Consider the following 17393-nt stretch of genomic DNA (forward strand, 5'->3'; position numbering starts at 1 on the left):
TATAACAGCATGCATAAAAAACCCAACATACTTTTAATATATACTGGAGGTACCATAGGTATGATTAAAGATTTTGAAACCGGAGCACTTCGTAATTTCAATTTTGACGATCTGTTAAAGCACATTCCAGAATTAAAGTTGTTGGACTGCGAAATAAGCACTCGAAGTTTTGAAGAGCCCATCGACAGCTCTAATATGAGCGCTAAATATTGGACGATGATAGCGGGTATTATTGAAGAAAATTATGCAGACTTTGATGGGTTTGTGGTATTGCACGGAAGCGATACCATGTCTTACACTGCTTCGGCTTTAAGTTTTATGTTGGAAAACTTAGCAAAACCAGTCGTGTTTACAGGATCGCAGTTACCTATTGGTGATTTACGCACCGATGCGAAAGAAAATTTAATTACCTCTATACAAATAGCAGCACTACAAGAAAAGGGGAGGCCTAAAATATCTGAAGTATGTCTGTATTTTGAATATAAATTGTACCGGGCGAACCGTACCACAAAAATAAATGCAGAACATTTTGAAGCATTTGCTTCCTTAAATTATCCGCCATTGGTTGAGAGCGGTGTTCATCTTTTTATCAACCACGAAGCACTTTATAAACCCAACCGAAGAAAAAAACTGAAGGTGCACAAGCGGATGGAATCTAATATTGTGTTGCTGAAAATGTTTCCCGGAATCGATATTGCTACCGTAGAACACATTTTTGCATATCCCGAGATAAAAGGGTTAGTGATTGAAACCTACGGAAGTGGAAACACAACAAATGAAGAATGGTTTTTAAAAGCTCTAAAAAAAATAACCACAAAGGGAATTCCAGTAATTAATGTAACTCAATGTTCAGGTGGAAGTGTAGTAATGGGGCTTTACGAAACTAGCACAGCCCTAAAAAAAATGGGGGTTATTTCAGGTAAAGACATAACAACTGAAGCCGCCTTGGCAAAATTAATGTACCTTTTAGGGCAAAAAATATCACCTAATAGCTTTAAAACCATATTTGAAACATCTTTAAGAGGAGAGATGATGTAAATTTCCTTGTGAAATGTTTTATCAACCAACATTTTTTTTGTTATTTGGCACTCCGTTTATAAAATGCCTTTACCTCAGTATTAAAATAAGATTCTTTATTTGATAGAATAAGGTTTTTTGCTTTGTTTGGGGTTAGTAAGAAAAAAATTTAGAGAGGTGGCCGAGTGGTCGAAGGCGCACGCCTGGAAAGTGTGTATACGCCAAAAGCGTATCGAGGGTTCGAATCCCTTCCTCTCTGCTAAGAAAATTAACAATTACCGTTAAAATATAACAAAAGGGTTGATTTTGTATAAGTTCTTGTTATTTTCGTTTTTCAGGGCATAATCACATTAACTAAATTAATGTGATTTACACACGAAACAAAGCATTTTGAAGCTATATAATAGCTTATTAAACTTAAAAAAAAGCCTTAACTAAATAAATTTAGGGTAATAAAAATCAATAAGTCTTGAAATACAGTTGTTTATTGGTAATACACAAATTTATTATTGTATATTAATTAATTATTTTTATATCTTTAAACCTTTAACTAAAAACAAACTTTAAGTCGATAGCAATGAAAAAATTATTTTCTATTATGGCAATTGCCGCAATGGTCTTTGCGGGAACATGTAACGTAAACGCAGCAACTGCTCAAACAGTACAGAGCAATGCCCAAACATTAACAACCGCAGCTACAGTGACCTTTGTACAAGACGAGGAAGCAGCAGCCGAGGCAGATGAGCCACAAGGATGGCATCAAGAATTAAAACAACGTTTTATAGAAGGTGGTCCTGCTTTTATGGGGATTGTACTTTTATGTCTTATCCTTGGTCTAGCAATTGCGATTGAAAGAATTATTTATTTAAACCTTTCAACTACCAATACACAGAAATTAGCTGCAAATGTAGAAGATGCGCTAAATAGTGGAGGTATTGAAGCGGCTAAAGAAGTGTGTAGAAACACTAAAGGGCCAGTAGCTTCTATTTACTACCAAGGTCTTGATCGTGCAGACGAGGGTGTTGACGCCGCTGAAAAAGCTGTAGTAGCTTATGGAGGTGTACAAATGGGACAATTAGAGAAAAACGTTTCTTGGGTGTCCTTATTTATCGCTCTTGCTCCTATGCTTGGTTTTATGGGTACCGTAATAGGTATGATTAAAGCCTTTGATAAAATTCAGGCTGCAGGTGATATGAACCCTTCTCTTGTTGCTGGTGGTATTAAAGTAGCACTTTTAACAACAGTATTCGGTTTGATCGTTGCGATTATACTTCAAATTTTCTATAACTATATTATCGCTAAAATTGATAGTATCGTAAACAGTATGGAAGATGCTTCTATCACATTAATTGATATGTTGGTAGATTACAAAAACAGAAAATAAAAACATAAAACCACCATAATAATGGCTTTACATAAAATTTTAAAAATTGTAGCAGTAATCCTTAGCTTGGCTGGCATTATTTTCCTTGGTTTAATTATTTCAAAAGGAGACGATGTTGTTAAAGCAACAGGTGAAGGTGTTGATGGATACTTGTATGTAGCATACATTACATTTGCCATTGTGCTTTTATTTGTAACAGTATTTGTATTAAAAGGGATTTTTGCTGGAAATATAAAACGAACGCTCTTATCTATTCTTGGCTTTCTTGTTATTGTAGCTATTGGCTTTGTACTCGCAAATGGAGTAGAAACACCAATGCAAGATGGCGAAATGCTTTCTGAAAGTGGTTCTCGATGGGTAGGTACAGGTTTGTATGTATTTTACATCTTAGCGGTATTAGCAATAGGTGCAATGGTATTCAGCGGAATTAAAAAAATGACAACAAGATAATATGGCAAGAAGAGCAACACCCGAGGTTAACGCAGGGTCTATGGCAGACATCGCATTCCTGCTCCTTATATTTTTCTTGGTAACAACTACCATTGAAAAAGATAAGGGTATTGCGAGACAATTGCCCCCTGACGAAGAGATAGAAGATCCACCAATAATCAAGCAAAAAAACTTGTTTATTGTTAGTGTGAACAAAGACGATCAATTATTGGTTGAAGATGAATTGATGAAAGTAGGAGATTTACGCGAAGCTGCAATACAGTTTTTAGACAATGGAGGTGCTCCAAACGGAAGCCCCGAATATTGTAATTACTGTAAAGGAGCAAGAGATCCGAAATCATCAGATAATCCTGAAAAGGCAGTTATATCGGTGCAAAATGACCGTTTAACCTCCTACAGTATGTATATAACCGTTCAAAATGAATTGGTTGCAGCATACAACTTCCTACGGAACAGGGAATCACAACGATTATTTGGTTGGAAATTTACAGAGGTGAAACAGTCTATAGATGAAGGTAGCTTTAATGGAAATGAGGATGATGCTCAAGAAAAATTAGAGCGAATTCAAAAACTATTCCCTCTTAAATTATCAGAAGCTGAACCTAAGAAGAGCGGACAATAAATAAAAAGGTATTATGTCAAAATTTAAAAAGAAAAAAGGCGGCGAAATCCCAGCAGTTAATACAGCATCCTTACCCGATATTGTATTCATGCTATTATTCTTCTTTATGGTTGTAACCGTATTAAGGGATAATAACCTGTTGGTGCAAAATACGCTTCCTAAAGCAGATCAGTTAGAAAAGTTGAAAAAAGACCGCTCTGTATATATTTATGCAGGGAAACCAAGCTCTCGATATAAAGACAAGTATGGTACTGAAGGTAAAATTCAAATTGGAGATAAATTTACAGACATCTCTAATGTAAAATTTGCCTTAACAGAAGCCAGAGAGGCATTACGTCCTGAGTTACAAGATAAAGTAATGGTGGCACTTAAAGTAGATGAAGAAACCAATACCGGACTTGTTACAGATATTAAACAACAATTAAGGGACTTGAATATGTTAAAAATTATTTACATAACAGCTCCTGGAAACCCTGTTAATCAATAAACAGAAAACATAATAATAAATAAAAAAAAGCCTTGTTCTACAATAGATCAAGGTTTTTTTTATTTCAATATTTTAAAAATACACCTATCTTTAACGTATGTTGAATAGCTTTAAAATAGTATTTTTTTTAATTGGATTAGTATATGCTTTTCCCAGTTTTTCGCAGGAAAAAGAAAATGATACCACATTAGATACAAAATATAGGGAAGATCAATTTTACATCGGGCTTAACTATAATATAATCTCCAGTGTGCCCAACGGTGTTAACTCCAGAGGTCTTTCAGGAGGTATTCAATTAGGTTATTTTAGAGATATGCCCATTAATAAAAGACGAAATATAGCCATAGCAATTGGCGCGGGATTGGCTTTCGATCAGTTTGGGCAAAACCTATTTATTGGAGAGGAAGCTAATGAAACCACAATTTTTAGAGTACTTGATGATGAAGTGAGCTTTGATCAAAACCGTTTTACGATGGCTGCTTTAGAAATTCCTATACAATTTAGATGGCGCACATCAACCGCAGAGACTTATAAGTTTTGGCGTATTTATGCCGGAATGAAAGTAGGATATACCTATTGGTACAAAGCTACTTTTAAACAATCTAATAATAAAGTAGTACAAACCGACATACCAGAGTTTGATAATGTTCGTCTTTCAGCAAACCTAAGCTTTGGATATAATACCTTTAACTTTTATGCTTCTTATAGTATAAATCCATTTTTTAAAGACGCAACTACAAGTGATGGTGAAACTGTAGATTTTAAAGCTATTAAATTAGGGTTGATATTCTATATTTTATAACCAAAAGTTCACCACAATTAGCTGCGGAATCAGGCCTATAAAGAAACCGATAATAAGCTCTAAATACGAGTGTGATTTAGTATGTAACCTTGACGAAGCAACCCACCCGTTAAAAAAGAAGAAAGCACTTATCCACGGCAATACATTTATTTTAAAATGAATACTTAACACAATTAAGAACATAGTAATGCCCGCAATTCCTATTTGGTGGAGGCTTACCTTAACTTTTAAAATAACCATTAACAATGCTGCGATAGCAGAAAATAGAATTCCGACAAAAAAGTAGTATAGTTCGGGGCTATCATAAGCATCAAATACTAGTTTAATAATCAGTAATAATAATACACACTGAATCATTAAGGGTATTTTACGTTCTTTAGTAGTTTCTAAATGAATAGAGTTGATGACCCCAAGGTTTTTCAGAAGAAAAAAAGTTATAATGGGGATAAGCAGCGTGACAATGGCTACGGCAAATAACTTTGCTCGCATTAAATCCATTTCAACGTAGCGTGGTGTAAAAACAAAATAAAGTATAGTGCCCAAGGTAGGCATTAACAGAGGGTGCAGTAAATAAGCTCCAAGACGTAAAAACCGATCCATTAAATTTCTTTTCGAAGGCGTGCCACGGGAATATCCAACTGTTCCCTATATTTTGCTATTGTACGGCGTGCAATAGGGTACCCTTTATCTTTGAGTACATTTGCTAATTTATCGTCCGTTAGGGGTTTTTTCTTGTCTTCTTCTTGTACGGTGATCTCGAGAATCTTTTTTATTTCTCGTGTTGAAACATCTTCCCCTTGATCATTTTTCATCGATTCACTGAAAAATTCTTTTATCAGAAACGTACCATAAGGCGTATCTACATACTTACTGTTGGCCACCCGTGAAACAGTTGAAACATCCATATCTATTTCATCGGCGATATCTTTTAAAATCATCGGCCTTAATTTACGTTCGTCACCGCTTAAAAAATACTCTTTTTGATAGTTCATAATACTGCTCATAGTGACAAAAAGGGTTTGTTGTCTCTGTTTAATGGCTTCGATGAACCATTTTGCAGCATCCAACTTTTGTTTAATAAACATCACAGCATCTTTCTGCTTTTTCGATTTTTCCTTCGATTCCTTATACCCTTTAAGCATATTGGTATAATCACGCGATACGTGGAGTTCAGGTGCATTTCGGCCGTTTAGAGTGAGTTCTAGTTCGCTATCGCGTATTTTTATGGTAAAATCGGGTATTACGTGCTCAACAATTCGGGTATTGCCCGAATAACTTCCTCCTGGTTTAGGGTTTAAGGTTTCAATTTCGTGAATTGCATTGCGTAATTGGTCTTCAGAAATATCAAATTTTTGAAGTATTTTCTTGTAATGTTTTTTTGTAAACTGGTCAAATGCTTCATCTAAAATAGAAATCGCTAAAGCGACAGATTCAGTTTCTTCTCTTCTTTTTAATTGTATCAATAAACACTCCTGAAGGCTTCGGGCTGCAACCCCGGCAGGATCTAAACCTTGTACTACGTTTAGGATTTTTTCTACTTTTTCTTCGCTGGTGTATACGTTTTGGGTAAAAGCCAAATCATCTACTATATCCAATACTTCACGGCGTATGTAACCACTTTCATCTACACTACCAACTAAAAATTTGGCAATTTCCATTTCCTCATCATCAAGACGATAGGTGTTTAATTGCTGTAATAAATGCTGATTAAACGATTTTCCAGATGCGTATGGTACTTGCTTGTCCTCATCATCTGCGCTGTAATTGTTAGATGATAATTTATAACTAGGTACTTCGTCATCACTTAAATAATCGTCAACATTTATTTCGGCTTCAATTACTTCGGTGCCTTCGTCTTCATAGTCATCTTCATAAGAATCTGAAAATTCATCTTCATATTCATTGAGTTCTTCCTTGCCACCTTCTAAGGCAGGATTCTCTTCCATTTCCTCCGAAATTCGTTGTTCAAAAGCTTGCGTAGGCAATTGTATCAACTTCATCAACTGGATTTGTTGAGGCGATAGCTTTTGCGATAGTTTAAAATTAAGTTGTTGCTTTAACATAGATTATAACTTACTTATAAAGTTAAAAAAATCCAGCTACAAAAATAATATTGTAGCTGGATTTAATAAACTATTGGGAAATTTTGACGAATATGCAGAAAGTTTAAAATTCTGCATTACCTGGTGTGCGTGGATAAGGTATTACATCACGAATGTTGCCCATACCAGTAACAAACTGTACCATGCGTTCAAAACCAAGACCAAAGCCACTGTGCACACAGGTGCCAAATTTACGGAGCTCTAAATACCACCAAAGTTCTTTTTCTTCGATGCCCATGGCTTCCATTTTTTCTTTTAAAACATCATAACGTTCCTCTCGTTGCGAACCGCCAACAATCTCACCTATTCCTGGGAAGAGAACATCCATAGCCCGAACGGTTTTACCATCGTCGTTTAATCGCATATAGAAGGCTTTAATTTTTGCTGGGTAATCAAATAATATTACGGGACATTTAAAATGTTTCTCTACTAAAAAGCGCTCGTGCTCGCTTTGCAGATCGGCACCCCATTCGTCGATTATATACTTAAATTTTTTCTTTTTGTTGGGTTTGGAGTTTCTAAGGATTTCAATAGCTTCAGTATAGGTAACACGTTTAAAGTTATTTTCCAATACAAACTTCATTTTTTCCCGAAGTGCCATATCGCTACGTTCTGCTTGAGGTTTGCTTTTTTCAATCTGTAGCAAACGGTTTTCCAGAAATTCAAGGTCGTCCGCACAGTTTTCCAATGCGTAGTTGATGATATATTTAATAAAATCTTCAGCTAGATCCATGTTTCCGTCTAGATCGCAAAAGGCCATTTCGGGTTCGATCATCCAGAACTCTGCTAAGTGGCGAGAGGTGTTAGAGTTTTCTGCTCTAAAGGTTGGGCCAAACGTGTATATTTTGCCCAATCCCATAGCATACGTTTCACCTTCCAATTGACCACTTACAGTTAAGTTTGTCTCTTTTCCGAAGAAATCTTTTTTATAGTCAATATTTCCTTCTTCATCTAAAGGTGGATTTTTAGGATCCAAGTTACTCACACGGAACATTTCGCCGGCACCTTCTGCATCACTACCAGTTATGATAGGAGAATGCATATAATTAAATCCGTTTTTCTGAAAATATTCATGGACCGCAAAAGCCAATTTAGATCTAGTGCGCATAACCGCTCCAAAGGTATTGGTACGAACGCGTAAATGGGCTTGCTCTCTTAATGTTTCTAGTGAATGACGTTTGGGAGAAAGTATGGTTAGTTTTACATCTTCAGGGTCTGCTTCACCTAAAATAGTAACTTTTGAAACCTGAACTTCTACAGTTTGTCCTTTTCCTTGGCTCTCCACCAAAATACCATTTATTTCTATAGCTGCACCAACATTGATTTTCTTTAATGTTTCTTCTTCAAAATTTTCAAAATCAACAACACATTGTAGGTTTTTAATGGTAGAACCATCATTTAATGCAATAAATCGATTGCTTCTAAAAGCACGTACCCAGCCCTTCACGGTTATTTCGTGTAAGGAAGGCTCTGTTTTTAATAGTTCTATAATTTCTGTATGCTGCATGATGCTTATTTTTTTCGAATGGTAAAGATACTTTTTCTATTAATTTCAGAAAAATATAATCTGAAACAGCGAATGTCTTTACTCTTTGTTTTTATTAGAATAAGGTGTGTCTTCTTCATCTTCATCGTCTGTCAAAATTTTCAATGAAGGCTTTTTAAAGGTTTTTTTATTGGCAATTTCTTTTTCAAGAGATAATAGTAATGCTGGCAGTAACAACAAATTAGCTAGCATCGCAAATACTAAAGTTATAGATACTAGTGCTCCTAGAGCAACTGTACCCCCAAAACTGGAAATGGTAAATACCGAAAAACCGAAAAAGAGCACAATGGAGGTGTAGAACATACTTACTCCAGTTTCACGCAAAGCTGCGTAGACGGATTTTTTAATCTTCCAATTATTGGCAATAAGCTCTTGCCTATACTTTGCCAAAAAGTGAATGGTATCGTCAACCGAAATACCAAAGGCAATACTGAAAACCAAAATGGTGGAAGGTTTAATGGGCACGCCTAAAAAGCCCATAAGTCCAGCGGTAATTATCAATGGAAGCAAATTGGGCAATAATGAAACCAATATCATTTTGAAACTACGGAACATCCACGCCATAAATATGGCGATTAATAAGATGGCGAGTGATAGCGAAATAATTAAATTATGTACTAGGTATTTAGTTCCTTTTTGGAACACTAAAGCTTTTCCTGTAAGCGTAACATTATAGCGTTCTGGAGGAAAAATTTTATCTATTTTAGCTTTTAAATCTTCTTCAATCCTTTCGTAACGCTCTGTTTCGGTATCTTTAATAAAGGTGGTAATACGGGCAAATTGACCGGTGCTATCCACATAGCTTTCCAATAAATTGGTTTTGCCTGCACTGCTTTTAGCTTGCGAAAGAATGAACGTCCGTTCTTGACTATTTGGTAATTGATAATATTCAGGATTGTTATTGTAGTATGCCTGTTTGGAGTATTTAACCAACTCAACAACAGAAAGTGGTTTAGAAAATTCAGGAACTTCTTCAATATATTCCTGCAATTCATCCATTCGTTTTAAGGTAGCGAGTTTCATCACCCCTTTTTTACGTTTGGTATCGACCAATATTTCCAAAGGCATGATGCCCTCATATTCTTTTTCAAAGAAACGAATGTCCTTAAAAAATTCAGCATTTTTAGGCATATCTTCAATGAGACTACCTGAAATTTTAATCGTATAAATACCAATAATACTCACACAGAGCGTTATAATAGAAATAATGAAAATTGCAATACGGTGCTCTTTTACCATACGCTCCATCCAGTTTACAAACGTAGTGATCCACCCTTTGTTCAAGTGCTTTAAATGTTTGTACTTAGGGATGGCCATATAGCTGTACACTATAGGAATAATGAACAAACTGAGTAAGAAAATAACGATGATGTTGATAGATGCTACAATACCAAACTCACTGAGCAGTTTGCTATTGGTCAATATAAAAGTGGCAAAGCCCGAAGCGGTCGTTACATTAGTCATTAATGTAGCGTTTCCTACTTTACTTATAACACGTTGTAGCGATTTTGCTTGATTTCCATGCTGCTTAATTTCCTGTTGGTATTTATTAATAAGAAATATACAGTTGGGTATTCCAATTACAATTATAAGCGGTGGAATTAAAGCGGTAAGCACCGTGATTTCATAATGAAGCAACCCCAAAATACCAAAAGACCACATGACACCAATGATAACTGTGGCCATGGAGATGAGTGTGGCACGAATAGAACGGAAGAAAAAGAAAAATATCAATGAGGTGACTAAAAGCGCCGCACCAATGAACATTCCGATTTCATCAATTATATTTAGTGAGTTTAGGGTACGTATGTAAGGCATACCCGAGGTATGGACATTAATTCCCGTTTCTTTTTCAAATTCTTCAATGCTCGGTATTAGGTCATCAACAATAAAATCTTTCCGTTCCGCAGTGTTTACAATCCCTTTTTTTAAATAAACAGCCGTTCTAACAGATTTTTTATTAGGACTATATACCAGTCCATTGTAAAAAGGAAGGTTGTTGAAAAGATCTTGTTTGTATTTCTGAAGTTTTTCTGAAGTAGTGATAGAATCTTCAATAAAAGGTACTAATTGAAATCCAACAGTATCTTTTTTTCGTTCTAGTTTTTGAAGATCCCCAATGGACAATGTAAGGTCTACTTCATCATATCCCCCTATTTTTTTTGAAAGCTGTGTCCAAGCATTAAAATGGGAAGGAGTAAAAAGGCTAGAATCTTTTATACCTAAGACTATTAAATTACCTTCTTCCCCAAATTTTGAAAGAAACTTATTGTATTCTAGGTTGATTTCGTGGTCATCGGGCAGTAAATTGGCTTCGGTGTAGGTAAAACGCATGTTTTTCCACTGTAAAGCGAAAAACACGGTAGCTACTGCAATAGCAATAATAATAAGAGTACGATTACGTAATATGAACCGGGCTACGGCACTCCAAAAACCGATACTAAAAAGTTTGTTCAATTTATTTGTTCTTTAGAAGGCGCAAAGGTATAAAATATAAGGGATTGCAAGTTGTTTTGCTAATGATTTTTACAGGCTAAAAGGTAGCATAAAATGTAAATTTAAACGAAATGTTATCTTCTAAATCGGGTAGATGATAATATCCGTAGCGATACGCAAAGCTCAACCCAAAGCCAAAAATAAGTTTGTTGAGTTCAAACCCCGACTCTGAATAAAACTGGTCTAAGGTATTAAAGTTAATACCGGTGTGCTTTTTGGGATTTTCCATGTTACCAATAGCGTGACGGGTAATTATAACTAATTCGGGTTTGAAATGATCGGAAAAATAAAACCGTCTCAGGCTGTGCTTAATCTGTAGGGTAGCAAGTTTATCTGAAAAAAACTCCCCAAAGTACATGGTTTCAAAACTTTTCCGTCCCGCAACCGAGAAGCGCTGTAATATTGTATTTTTAGTAGGGCTGTTGGGGTAGGCGTGAAATAAGTGTGTTAACGGTACGTCACCAATTGCATAATCACCTTCCAATAAAATACTAGTAGAGGAGAGGTCTGTGCGTTTAATATAATAGTCTAGCTTTAACCCAAATTTTGTATAATTGAAATCACTACCACCAATACCTTTTAATCCTTGGGTAACCTGTGCACTTATTTTTGGGGAGCCATCAAAGTATTCTACAAAACCATCATTAGTAGTCGTAAAATCTTTTTTAGGGCTAATTCTAATCGAAGCAGTAATTTCACCCAACTCGTAACCATCATATATTTTACCGTCATTTATAAAGGTGTAATTTTCAATTTGCTCTACATTACTGTGAGAAATACGGAATTCTGATAAAATTTTAGGATCAAATTCACTTTGGATATTAGCCTGCCAAGTACGGTGCTTAAAAAACTGTGTCACATTAACCAAACGGGGCTCAAAAACCGAATACACGCGGGCATCGGTTAAATATTGAAAAGTTCCAATCTCTCGGATATCATCAATGTAATAAAGGTTAACCCATGTTTTAGTGTCTTTGTCTATGCGTGCGCTTCCACCTAAACTGAACTTAAAATCGTGGTCTTTAAAACCGTGGGCTATATAGCCACCAAATTTATAATTTTCTAAAAGTCGATCATTAGTAATTCCACCAATGCCCAACCGAATACCTTCGTAATTATTGTATTTTATTAAATAGCGTAGATCGACATCAAAAAACCCAATAGGGTAAAAACCGGTATTAAAAGGATTTTTCTTTTGTTCTTTTTTAGATGCAGTTGTATCTTTTTCGGTCTTAATGGCGGGTTCTTGCGCAGCAACAACATAACCAAGCAGCAGCGAAAAAATAATAAGAAAGTTGCGCATACAGGGATTCCGAAGTTTATTTTTTAAAAATATAAAGAAAGCGGCATAGGAGCCGCTTGTTTTTGTTTTGTTTAACGTAACTATTATTTAAACAGTCATTATTTCTTTTTCTTTTTTCTCAAAAATTTGATCAATTTTAGCAATATGACTGTCCGTCATTTCCTGAATATCGTCTTCTAGATTTTTTTGTAAATCTTCTGAAATATCCAATTTTTTCAAATCGTTATTTGCATTTTTACGGTCGTTTCTAATCACAACCTTTGCCTCTTCGGCTTCGGCTTTTGCCTGCTTTGCCAAATCTTTACGACGCTCTTCGGTTAATGGTGGTACGTTAATTATAATACTTTCACCGTTGTTTTGAGGATTGAACCCAAGATTGGCAATCTGTATTCCTTTTTCAATTTCAGGTATCAACGATTTTTCCCACGGCTGAATGGAAATGGTCATCCCGTCTGGGGTATTTACGTTAGCAACTTGACTAAGTGGAGTAGGACTACCATAGTAATCTACCATCACACTACCTACCATAGAAGGAGAGGCTTTGCCAGCTCGTATATTCGCTAATTGTTTTTCAAGGTGGTTAACAGCTTTGTCCATAGCTTCGCGGGTGCCGTCTATCAAAAATTCAATTTCGTCTTCCATTTTTAATTTTTTAAGTGTTTTTCAAAAATCAAGCCAGAGGTTAGCTGGCAAATTATTCGATTTTATAAATTTACTTTAGTTCCAATTTTTTCACCTGAAACTACTTTCAGTAAATTGCCTTTTGTGTTCATGTCAAAAACAATGATGGGCAGTTTGTTTTCTTGGCTTAAGGTAAAGGCAGTAGTGTCCATCACTTTTAACCCTTTTTTTAGAACATCTTCAAATGTAATATAATCATATTTTTCGGCAGCTTTGTCTTTCTCAGGGTCGCTGGTATAGATACCATCTACGCGTGTTCCTTTTAAAATAACATCGGCGTGAATTTCGATTGCCCGCAATACGGCTGCACTATCAGTAGTAAAATAAGGATTTCCAGTACCACCGCCAAAAATAACTACACGTCCTTTTTCAAGATGGCGAATGGCTTTTCTTCGTATAAAAGGTTCTGCTACTTCGTTTATTTTAATGGCGCTTTGCAAGCGGGTAGGCACTTCCTCATCTTCTAAGGCACTTTGTAATGCTAGGCCATTTATAACTGTGGCAAGCATTCCCATATGATCACCTTGTACGCGATCCATTCCGCGACTAGCTCCAGCAACACCTCTAAAAATGTTTCCGCCGCCAATTACTATGGCCACTTCAACCCCTTTATCAATAAGTTGTTTTATTTCTTCAGCGTATTCTTTCAGCCTTTCAGGATCTATCCCGTATTGGCGTTTCCCCATTAAAGCTTCGCCTGATAATTTTAAAAGGATTCTTTCGTATTGCATAGTGGTGTTTTACTCGATAATCGAGATTTGAATGCTCCGAGGCTTTCCTCGAAACCAAACTGTTTTTTCTATAAATGTCTTGTGGATCTGCCACAAGGTAATTTACTTGAGCAAAAATAATGAAAAATTTTGTACGGTGTGGAGAAATTTAAAAAGGTTGAAAGATTCCAAATCTTTAATTAATATTAAACTATGATGACATATTGAAGTGACTTCGATGTAAAGGCATATAGACGATTAACTTAAAATTACTTTATTATGAAAAATCAATTACTGCTTTTCTTCTGCTTGCTTGCCATAGGTGTAACAGCGCAACAGCCCAACGGTTCTCATTTTTCCTTTACTCCTGCGGAATTTGAAAAAACCGAATGTATTTCAGCTTCCGAAAGGCAAGCGGTACGACAAACTATTTCGGAAAACAAAAAACAAATTTTAAAGAAGAATCCCACTGCATTTCAGCAAAGGGGCGGTTCACCTTTGTTTATTCAACCAATACGTGCCAATCCTAGCTTTGATGATTATGGCTATTTCATTATCAACAATCAGGTAGATCACGATTTAACCCCCAATGGAAGCTTATTAGATTATGACTGTAACGAACGAACTTACGATTGGGCAACAGGCAACCATGAGGGTACCGATTATGTATTATGGCCGTATCCATGGAAACGCATGCAAGAAGAGGTAATGCAGGTAATAGCGGCTGCGCCGGGTATCATTATCGAAAAACGAGATGGTAATTTTGACCTTAACTGCCAAAACAACGGTAACCCAAACTGGAACGGAATCATTATTGAGCATCCAGACGGTTCGCAAGCTTGGTATTGGCACTTTAAAGATGGTGCTATTACGGCTAAAAATATTGGTGATACGGTTGAAGTAGGTGAATACCTTGGTGCTGCCGGAAGCTCGGGCAGTAGTACTATTCCACATTTGCATTTTGAGGTGTATGATGCCAACGGAAACTTAATAGATCCTTACGAAGGTCCTTGTAATGATATGAACCCTTCCAGTTGGTGGGCGGACCAACCAGATTATTTTGTGCCTGAAATCAATCGCCTTTCAACACATAACTCGTCCAATTTTGATACAGAATGTGGCGTAGTGGAAAACACGTATGAGGAATTGAATTTTGAACCAGGCGAAGATGTGATTTTCCATATTTATTATCGAGACATTAGCACGGATGATAACACCCACATAACGGTTACCAAACCGGATGGCTCTATTTTATACGATTATGATTTTACTTCGCCTTGGCCCAATTACACCGGAGTGTATGCCGAATGGGTTTTTCCTGTTGATGCTACTTGGCCAGACGGAGTCTATACTATAACGGCCGAATTTTACGGAACTACGTACGAAACCATTTTTGGAGTAAACACCAATCTTGGAACTGAAGAAGAGGAACTTCAAGAACTATCCATTTACCCTAATCCAACTTCAGGAATTGTGTTTTTTGAAAGCAACTCCGTAATTGAAAAAATTGAAATTTATGATATGTTAGGGCGAAAGGTATTGCAGCAATTTTCAGCTGAACGAAAATTAGAGATTAATACCGAAACTTGGAGTAGTGGGCTGTATTTGGCTTTTATTACTTCAGAAGGGAAAACTGTTTCGAGAAAAATTGTGAAGAAATAATTTTTAGTTAATACAAAAAAAGAGGTTTCAGCAATAGTTGAAACCTCTTTTTACTTATTATATGGTATATGTTTAGTCTAGAGAAACACGTTCAAAAGCTACCACTTCTACGTCACCAAATGATTTTACATATTGAGCAACACTTTGTTTGTTGTCTTTAATAAAAGCTTGGTTTACCAACGTATTGTCTTTAAAGAAACGCTTAATTTTACCTTTGGCAATATTGTCTAACATTTCCTCTGGCTTCCCTTCTTGGCGTAATTGATCTTTAGCAATCTCGATTTCTTTATCGATTGTTGATTGATCTACACCATCTTCGTTTAAAGCAACTGGGTTCATCGCTGCAGCTTGCATAGAAATATCTTTGGCAACCTCTTCAGCATTATCAACATTTTTTGAAAGTCCTGTTACTACAGCAATTCTATTTCCTGCGTGGATATAAGAACCTACAAAAGGAGCTTCTAAAATTTTAAAAGCACCAATTTCAACTTTCTCACCAATTACACCAGTTTGCTCAGTTAATTTTTCCTGAACTGTGATGCCATTGTAATCTGCAGCTAAAAATTCATCTTTAGATGAAGTGTTTAAAGCTAACTCAGCAAAATCGTTTGCCAATTTTACGAAACCATCGTTTTTGGCCACAAAGTCTGTTTCACAGTTAAGAGAAACAATAACACCTTTAGAGTTGTCCTTGTTTACTTTTGCGATTACAGCACCTTCACCAGATTCACGGTCGGCTCTTTTAGCAGCAATTTTCTGTCCTTTTTTACGAAGAATTTCAATTGCTTTGTCAAAATCACCTTCTGCTTCGACCAATGCTTTTTTACAGTCCATCATACCGGCACCGGTAGATTTTCTTAATTTATTTACTTCTGCGGCGGTTATTTTTGCCATCTTTATTACGTTTTTAATGTATTAGTAAAAAAGCCGTTCAATTGATTTTCAACAAAGAAAATAACCAAACGGCAAATTTGTTTTAACAATGGGTTATTTTATTCTTCTTCTTTAGCAGCTTTCTTCTTTGCTTTTGCATCAGAAGTTTTTTCTTTCTTGGCGTCAGCTTTCTCTAAAGTTTCTTCTTTAGACTCTAATTTAGTCGGCTTTTTAGCCTCCTTCATTGCTTTTTTATCTTCTTTGTCTTTAGAAGGAACTTCTTTTTTGTCAGCGTTCTTTTCTTTAGCCTCTTCTTCTTTCTTCGCTTCCTTTTTAGCTTTTTTAGCTGCTTTTTCTTCTTCGCTCTTTTCTTTCCCGGCTTTACGTTCTGCAAGACCTTCTATGATAGCTTCAGAAACTTTACCAACGATTTTCTCAATAGATTTAGATGCATCATCATTAGATGGAATTGCATAATCAATCTCACGTGGATCACTGTTGGTATCCACCATTGCAAAAATTGGAATGTTTAATTTTTGAGCTTCTTTAACTGCAATGTGCTCGCGAGTAGTATCTACTACAAACAATGCACCAGGAAGACGGCTCATATCACTAATAGAACCTAAGTTCTTTTCTAGCTTAGCACGAAGACGATCTACTTGTAAACGTTCTTTCTTAGAAAGTGTATTAAAAGTACCATCTTGTTTCATTCTATCAATAGAAGCCATTTTTTTAACAGCTCTTCTGATAGTTACAAAATTAGTAAGCATTCCACCAGGCCATCTTTCAGTAATGTATGGCATTTTGGCGTCGCTTGCTTTTTCTGAAACGATGTCTTTTGCTTGTTTTTTAGTAGCTACGAAAAGAATTTTTCTTCCGCTTGCTGCAATCTTTTTTAAGGCTTCATTCGCCTCTTCTAGCTTTGCAGATGTTTTATAAAGGTTGATAATGTGGATTCCGTTACGCTCCATATAGATATATGGTGCCATATTTGGATTCCATTTACGGGTTAGGTGACCAAAGTGTACACCTGCGTCAAGTAACGACTTAACTTCTTTGTTGTCTGCCATTTTGTTTTAGTTTACGTTCCTGTTTAGATAGCAACCTTTCCTATATAGTAGGACTTGGTTTAGATGCTAAACTAACTTCCGCGACATACGGAATTAACAGCTTGTTTATAATTATAGTTTGTATTTGAATGGTTCTCTTTCGAATATACATAAGAAAGAGAACCAATTTTTTCTGTGTAAAAACGGTA

General features: G+C 36.0%; 16 protein-coding genes and 1 tRNA gene. 8 read left to right on the forward strand and 9 right to left on the reverse strand.

Annotated elements, in window-relative coordinates:
* Positions 1-9: 9 nt before the first annotated feature.
* The 7 genes from DZ858_RS05620 to DZ858_RS05650 all read left to right on the forward strand — a co-directional run bounded on the left by DZ858_RS05620 (position 10) and on the right by DZ858_RS05650 (position 4762).
* Positions 10-1038 (forward strand): asparaginase, encoded by a 1029-nt coding sequence (locus DZ858_RS05620; protein WP_117158569.1) that lies wholly within the window; start codon positions 10-12, stop codon positions 1036-1038.
* 150 nt (positions 1039-1188) lie between these two features.
* Positions 1189-1276, forward strand: a tRNA-Ser gene (locus DZ858_RS05625).
* Positions 1277-1594: 318 nt separating this feature from the next.
* The gene (locus DZ858_RS05630; protein ID WP_117158571.1) at positions 1595-2401 is read left to right on the forward strand and encodes a MotA/TolQ/ExbB proton channel family protein; all 807 of its coding nucleotides are present in this window, start codon (positions 1595-1597) and stop codon (positions 2399-2401) included.
* 21 nt (positions 2402-2422) lie between these two features.
* Positions 2423-2851, forward strand: coding sequence for a hypothetical protein (locus tag DZ858_RS05635; protein ID WP_117158573.1), 429 nt, complete (start codon positions 2423-2425; stop codon positions 2849-2851).
* A 1-nt stretch (position 2852) separates the two neighbouring features.
* Entirely contained in the window at positions 2853-3473 is a 621-nt protein-coding gene (locus DZ858_RS05640) for an ExbD/TolR family protein (RefSeq protein ID WP_117158575.1), read from the forward strand.
* Between the two features lie 13 nt (positions 3474-3486).
* Positions 3487-3960: an ExbD/TolR family protein gene (locus tag DZ858_RS05645; protein ID WP_117158577.1), complete on the forward strand. Its 474-nt coding sequence runs from the start codon at positions 3487-3489 to the stop codon at positions 3958-3960.
* Positions 3961-4057: 97 nt separating this feature from the next.
* Positions 4058-4762, forward strand: a complete 705-nt coding sequence (locus DZ858_RS05650; protein WP_117158579.1) for a porin family protein — start codon at positions 4058-4060, stop codon at positions 4760-4762.
* Here the strand turns inward: DZ858_RS05650 and DZ858_RS05655 are convergent.
* From DZ858_RS05655 to pyrH, 7 genes are all read right to left on the reverse strand, one after another.
* Positions 4757-5362, reverse strand: coding sequence for a hypothetical protein (locus tag DZ858_RS05655; protein WP_117158581.1), 606 nt, complete (start codon positions 5360-5362; stop codon positions 4757-4759). The genes DZ858_RS05650 and DZ858_RS05655 overlap by 6 nt on opposite strands.
* The gene (rpoN, locus tag DZ858_RS05660) at positions 5362-6825 is read right to left on the reverse strand and encodes an RNA polymerase factor sigma-54 (protein ID WP_117158583.1); all 1464 of its coding nucleotides are present in this window, start codon (positions 6823-6825) and stop codon (positions 5362-5364) included. The genes DZ858_RS05655 and rpoN overlap by 1 nt, the downstream gene beginning before the upstream one ends.
* A 103-nt stretch (positions 6826-6928) precedes the next feature.
* A complete protein-coding gene (gene asnS, locus DZ858_RS05665; protein WP_117158585.1) occupies positions 6929-8371 on the reverse strand; it encodes an asparagine--tRNA ligase in 1443 nt (480 codons plus the stop codon).
* Positions 8372-8449: 78 nt separating this feature from the next.
* Entirely contained in the window at positions 8450-10867 is a 2418-nt protein-coding gene (locus DZ858_RS05670) for an efflux RND transporter permease subunit (protein WP_117158587.1), read from the reverse strand.
* A 76-nt stretch (positions 10868-10943) separates the two neighbouring features.
* Positions 10944-12209: a hypothetical protein gene (locus DZ858_RS05675; protein ID WP_117158589.1), complete on the reverse strand. Its 1266-nt coding sequence runs from the start codon at positions 12207-12209 to the stop codon at positions 10944-10946.
* A gap of 87 nt (positions 12210-12296) precedes the next feature.
* Complete coding sequence (frr, locus tag DZ858_RS05680; RefSeq protein WP_117158591.1) at positions 12297-12851, reverse strand: ribosome recycling factor; 555 nt, start codon at positions 12849-12851, stop codon at positions 12297-12299.
* A 62-nt stretch (positions 12852-12913) separates the two neighbouring features.
* Positions 12914-13621, reverse strand: coding sequence for a UMP kinase (pyrH, locus tag DZ858_RS05685; RefSeq protein ID WP_117158593.1), 708 nt, complete (start codon positions 13619-13621; stop codon positions 12914-12916).
* A 258-nt stretch (positions 13622-13879) separates the two neighbouring features.
* Between pyrH and DZ858_RS05690 the strand changes: the two genes are divergently transcribed.
* Positions 13880-15262, forward strand: a complete 1383-nt coding sequence (locus DZ858_RS05690) for a T9SS type A sorting domain-containing protein (protein WP_117158595.1) — start codon at positions 13880-13882, stop codon at positions 15260-15262.
* 72 nt (positions 15263-15334) lie between these two features.
* Here DZ858_RS05690 and tsf read toward each other — a convergent pair whose 3' ends face one another.
* The gene (gene tsf / locus DZ858_RS05695) at positions 15335-16156 is read right to left on the reverse strand and encodes a translation elongation factor Ts (RefSeq protein ID WP_117158597.1); all 822 of its coding nucleotides are present in this window, start codon (positions 16154-16156) and stop codon (positions 15335-15337) included.
* A gap of 98 nt (positions 16157-16254) precedes the next feature.
* Complete coding sequence (gene rpsB / locus DZ858_RS05700; RefSeq protein WP_117158599.1) at positions 16255-17205, reverse strand: 30S ribosomal protein S2; 951 nt, start codon at positions 17203-17205, stop codon at positions 16255-16257.
* Between the last annotated feature and the right edge of the window lie 188 nt (positions 17206-17393).

The organism is Marixanthomonas ophiurae, from assembly GCF_003413745.1.
Classification (GTDB): Bacteria; Bacteroidota; Bacteroidia; order Flavobacteriales; family Flavobacteriaceae; genus Marixanthomonas; species Marixanthomonas ophiurae.

Bases quoted from the DNA above. Each gene is read 5' to 3' on its own strand.
- pyrH (WP_117158593.1), bottom strand. From the start codon at position 13,621: ATGCAATACGAAAGAATCCTTTTAAAATTATCAGGCGAAGCTTTAATG.
- tsf (WP_117158597.1), bottom strand. From the start codon at position 16,156: ATGGCAAAAATAACCGCCGCAGAAGTAAATAAATTAAGAAAATCTACC.
- frr (WP_117158591.1), bottom strand. From the start codon at position 12,851: ATGGAAGACGAAATTGAATTTTTGATAGACGGCACCCGCGAAGCTATG.
- DZ858_RS05675 (WP_117158589.1), bottom strand. From the start codon at position 12,209: ATGCGCAACTTTCTTATTATTTTTTCGCTGCTGCTTGGTTATGTTGTT.
- DZ858_RS05650 (WP_117158579.1), top strand. From the start codon at position 4,058: ATGTTGAATAGCTTTAAAATAGTATTTTTTTTAATTGGATTAGTATAT.
- DZ858_RS05630 (WP_117158571.1), top strand. From the start codon at position 1,595: ATGAAAAAATTATTTTCTATTATGGCAATTGCCGCAATGGTCTTTGCG.
- DZ858_RS05620 (WP_117158569.1), top strand. From the start codon at position 10: ATGCATAAAAAACCCAACATACTTTTAATATATACTGGAGGTACCATA.
- asnS (WP_117158585.1), bottom strand. From the start codon at position 8,371: ATGCAGCATACAGAAATTATAGAACTATTAAAAACAGAGCCTTCCTTA.
- DZ858_RS05690 (WP_117158595.1), top strand. From the start codon at position 13,880: ATGAAAAATCAATTACTGCTTTTCTTCTGCTTGCTTGCCATAGGTGTA.
- DZ858_RS05635 (WP_117158573.1), top strand. From the start codon at position 2,423: ATGGCTTTACATAAAATTTTAAAAATTGTAGCAGTAATCCTTAGCTTG.
- DZ858_RS05655 (WP_117158581.1), bottom strand. From the start codon at position 5,362: ATGGATCGGTTTTTACGTCTTGGAGCTTATTTACTGCACCCTCTGTTA.
- DZ858_RS05645 (WP_117158577.1), top strand. From the start codon at position 3,487: ATGTCAAAATTTAAAAAGAAAAAAGGCGGCGAAATCCCAGCAGTTAAT.
- DZ858_RS05640 (WP_117158575.1), top strand. From the start codon at position 2,853: ATGGCAAGAAGAGCAACACCCGAGGTTAACGCAGGGTCTATGGCAGAC.
- rpoN (WP_117158583.1), bottom strand. From the start codon at position 6,825: ATGTTAAAGCAACAACTTAATTTTAAACTATCGCAAAAGCTATCGCCT.
- rpsB (WP_117158599.1), bottom strand. From the start codon at position 17,205: ATGGCAGACAACAAAGAAGTTAAGTCGTTACTTGACGCAGGTGTACAC.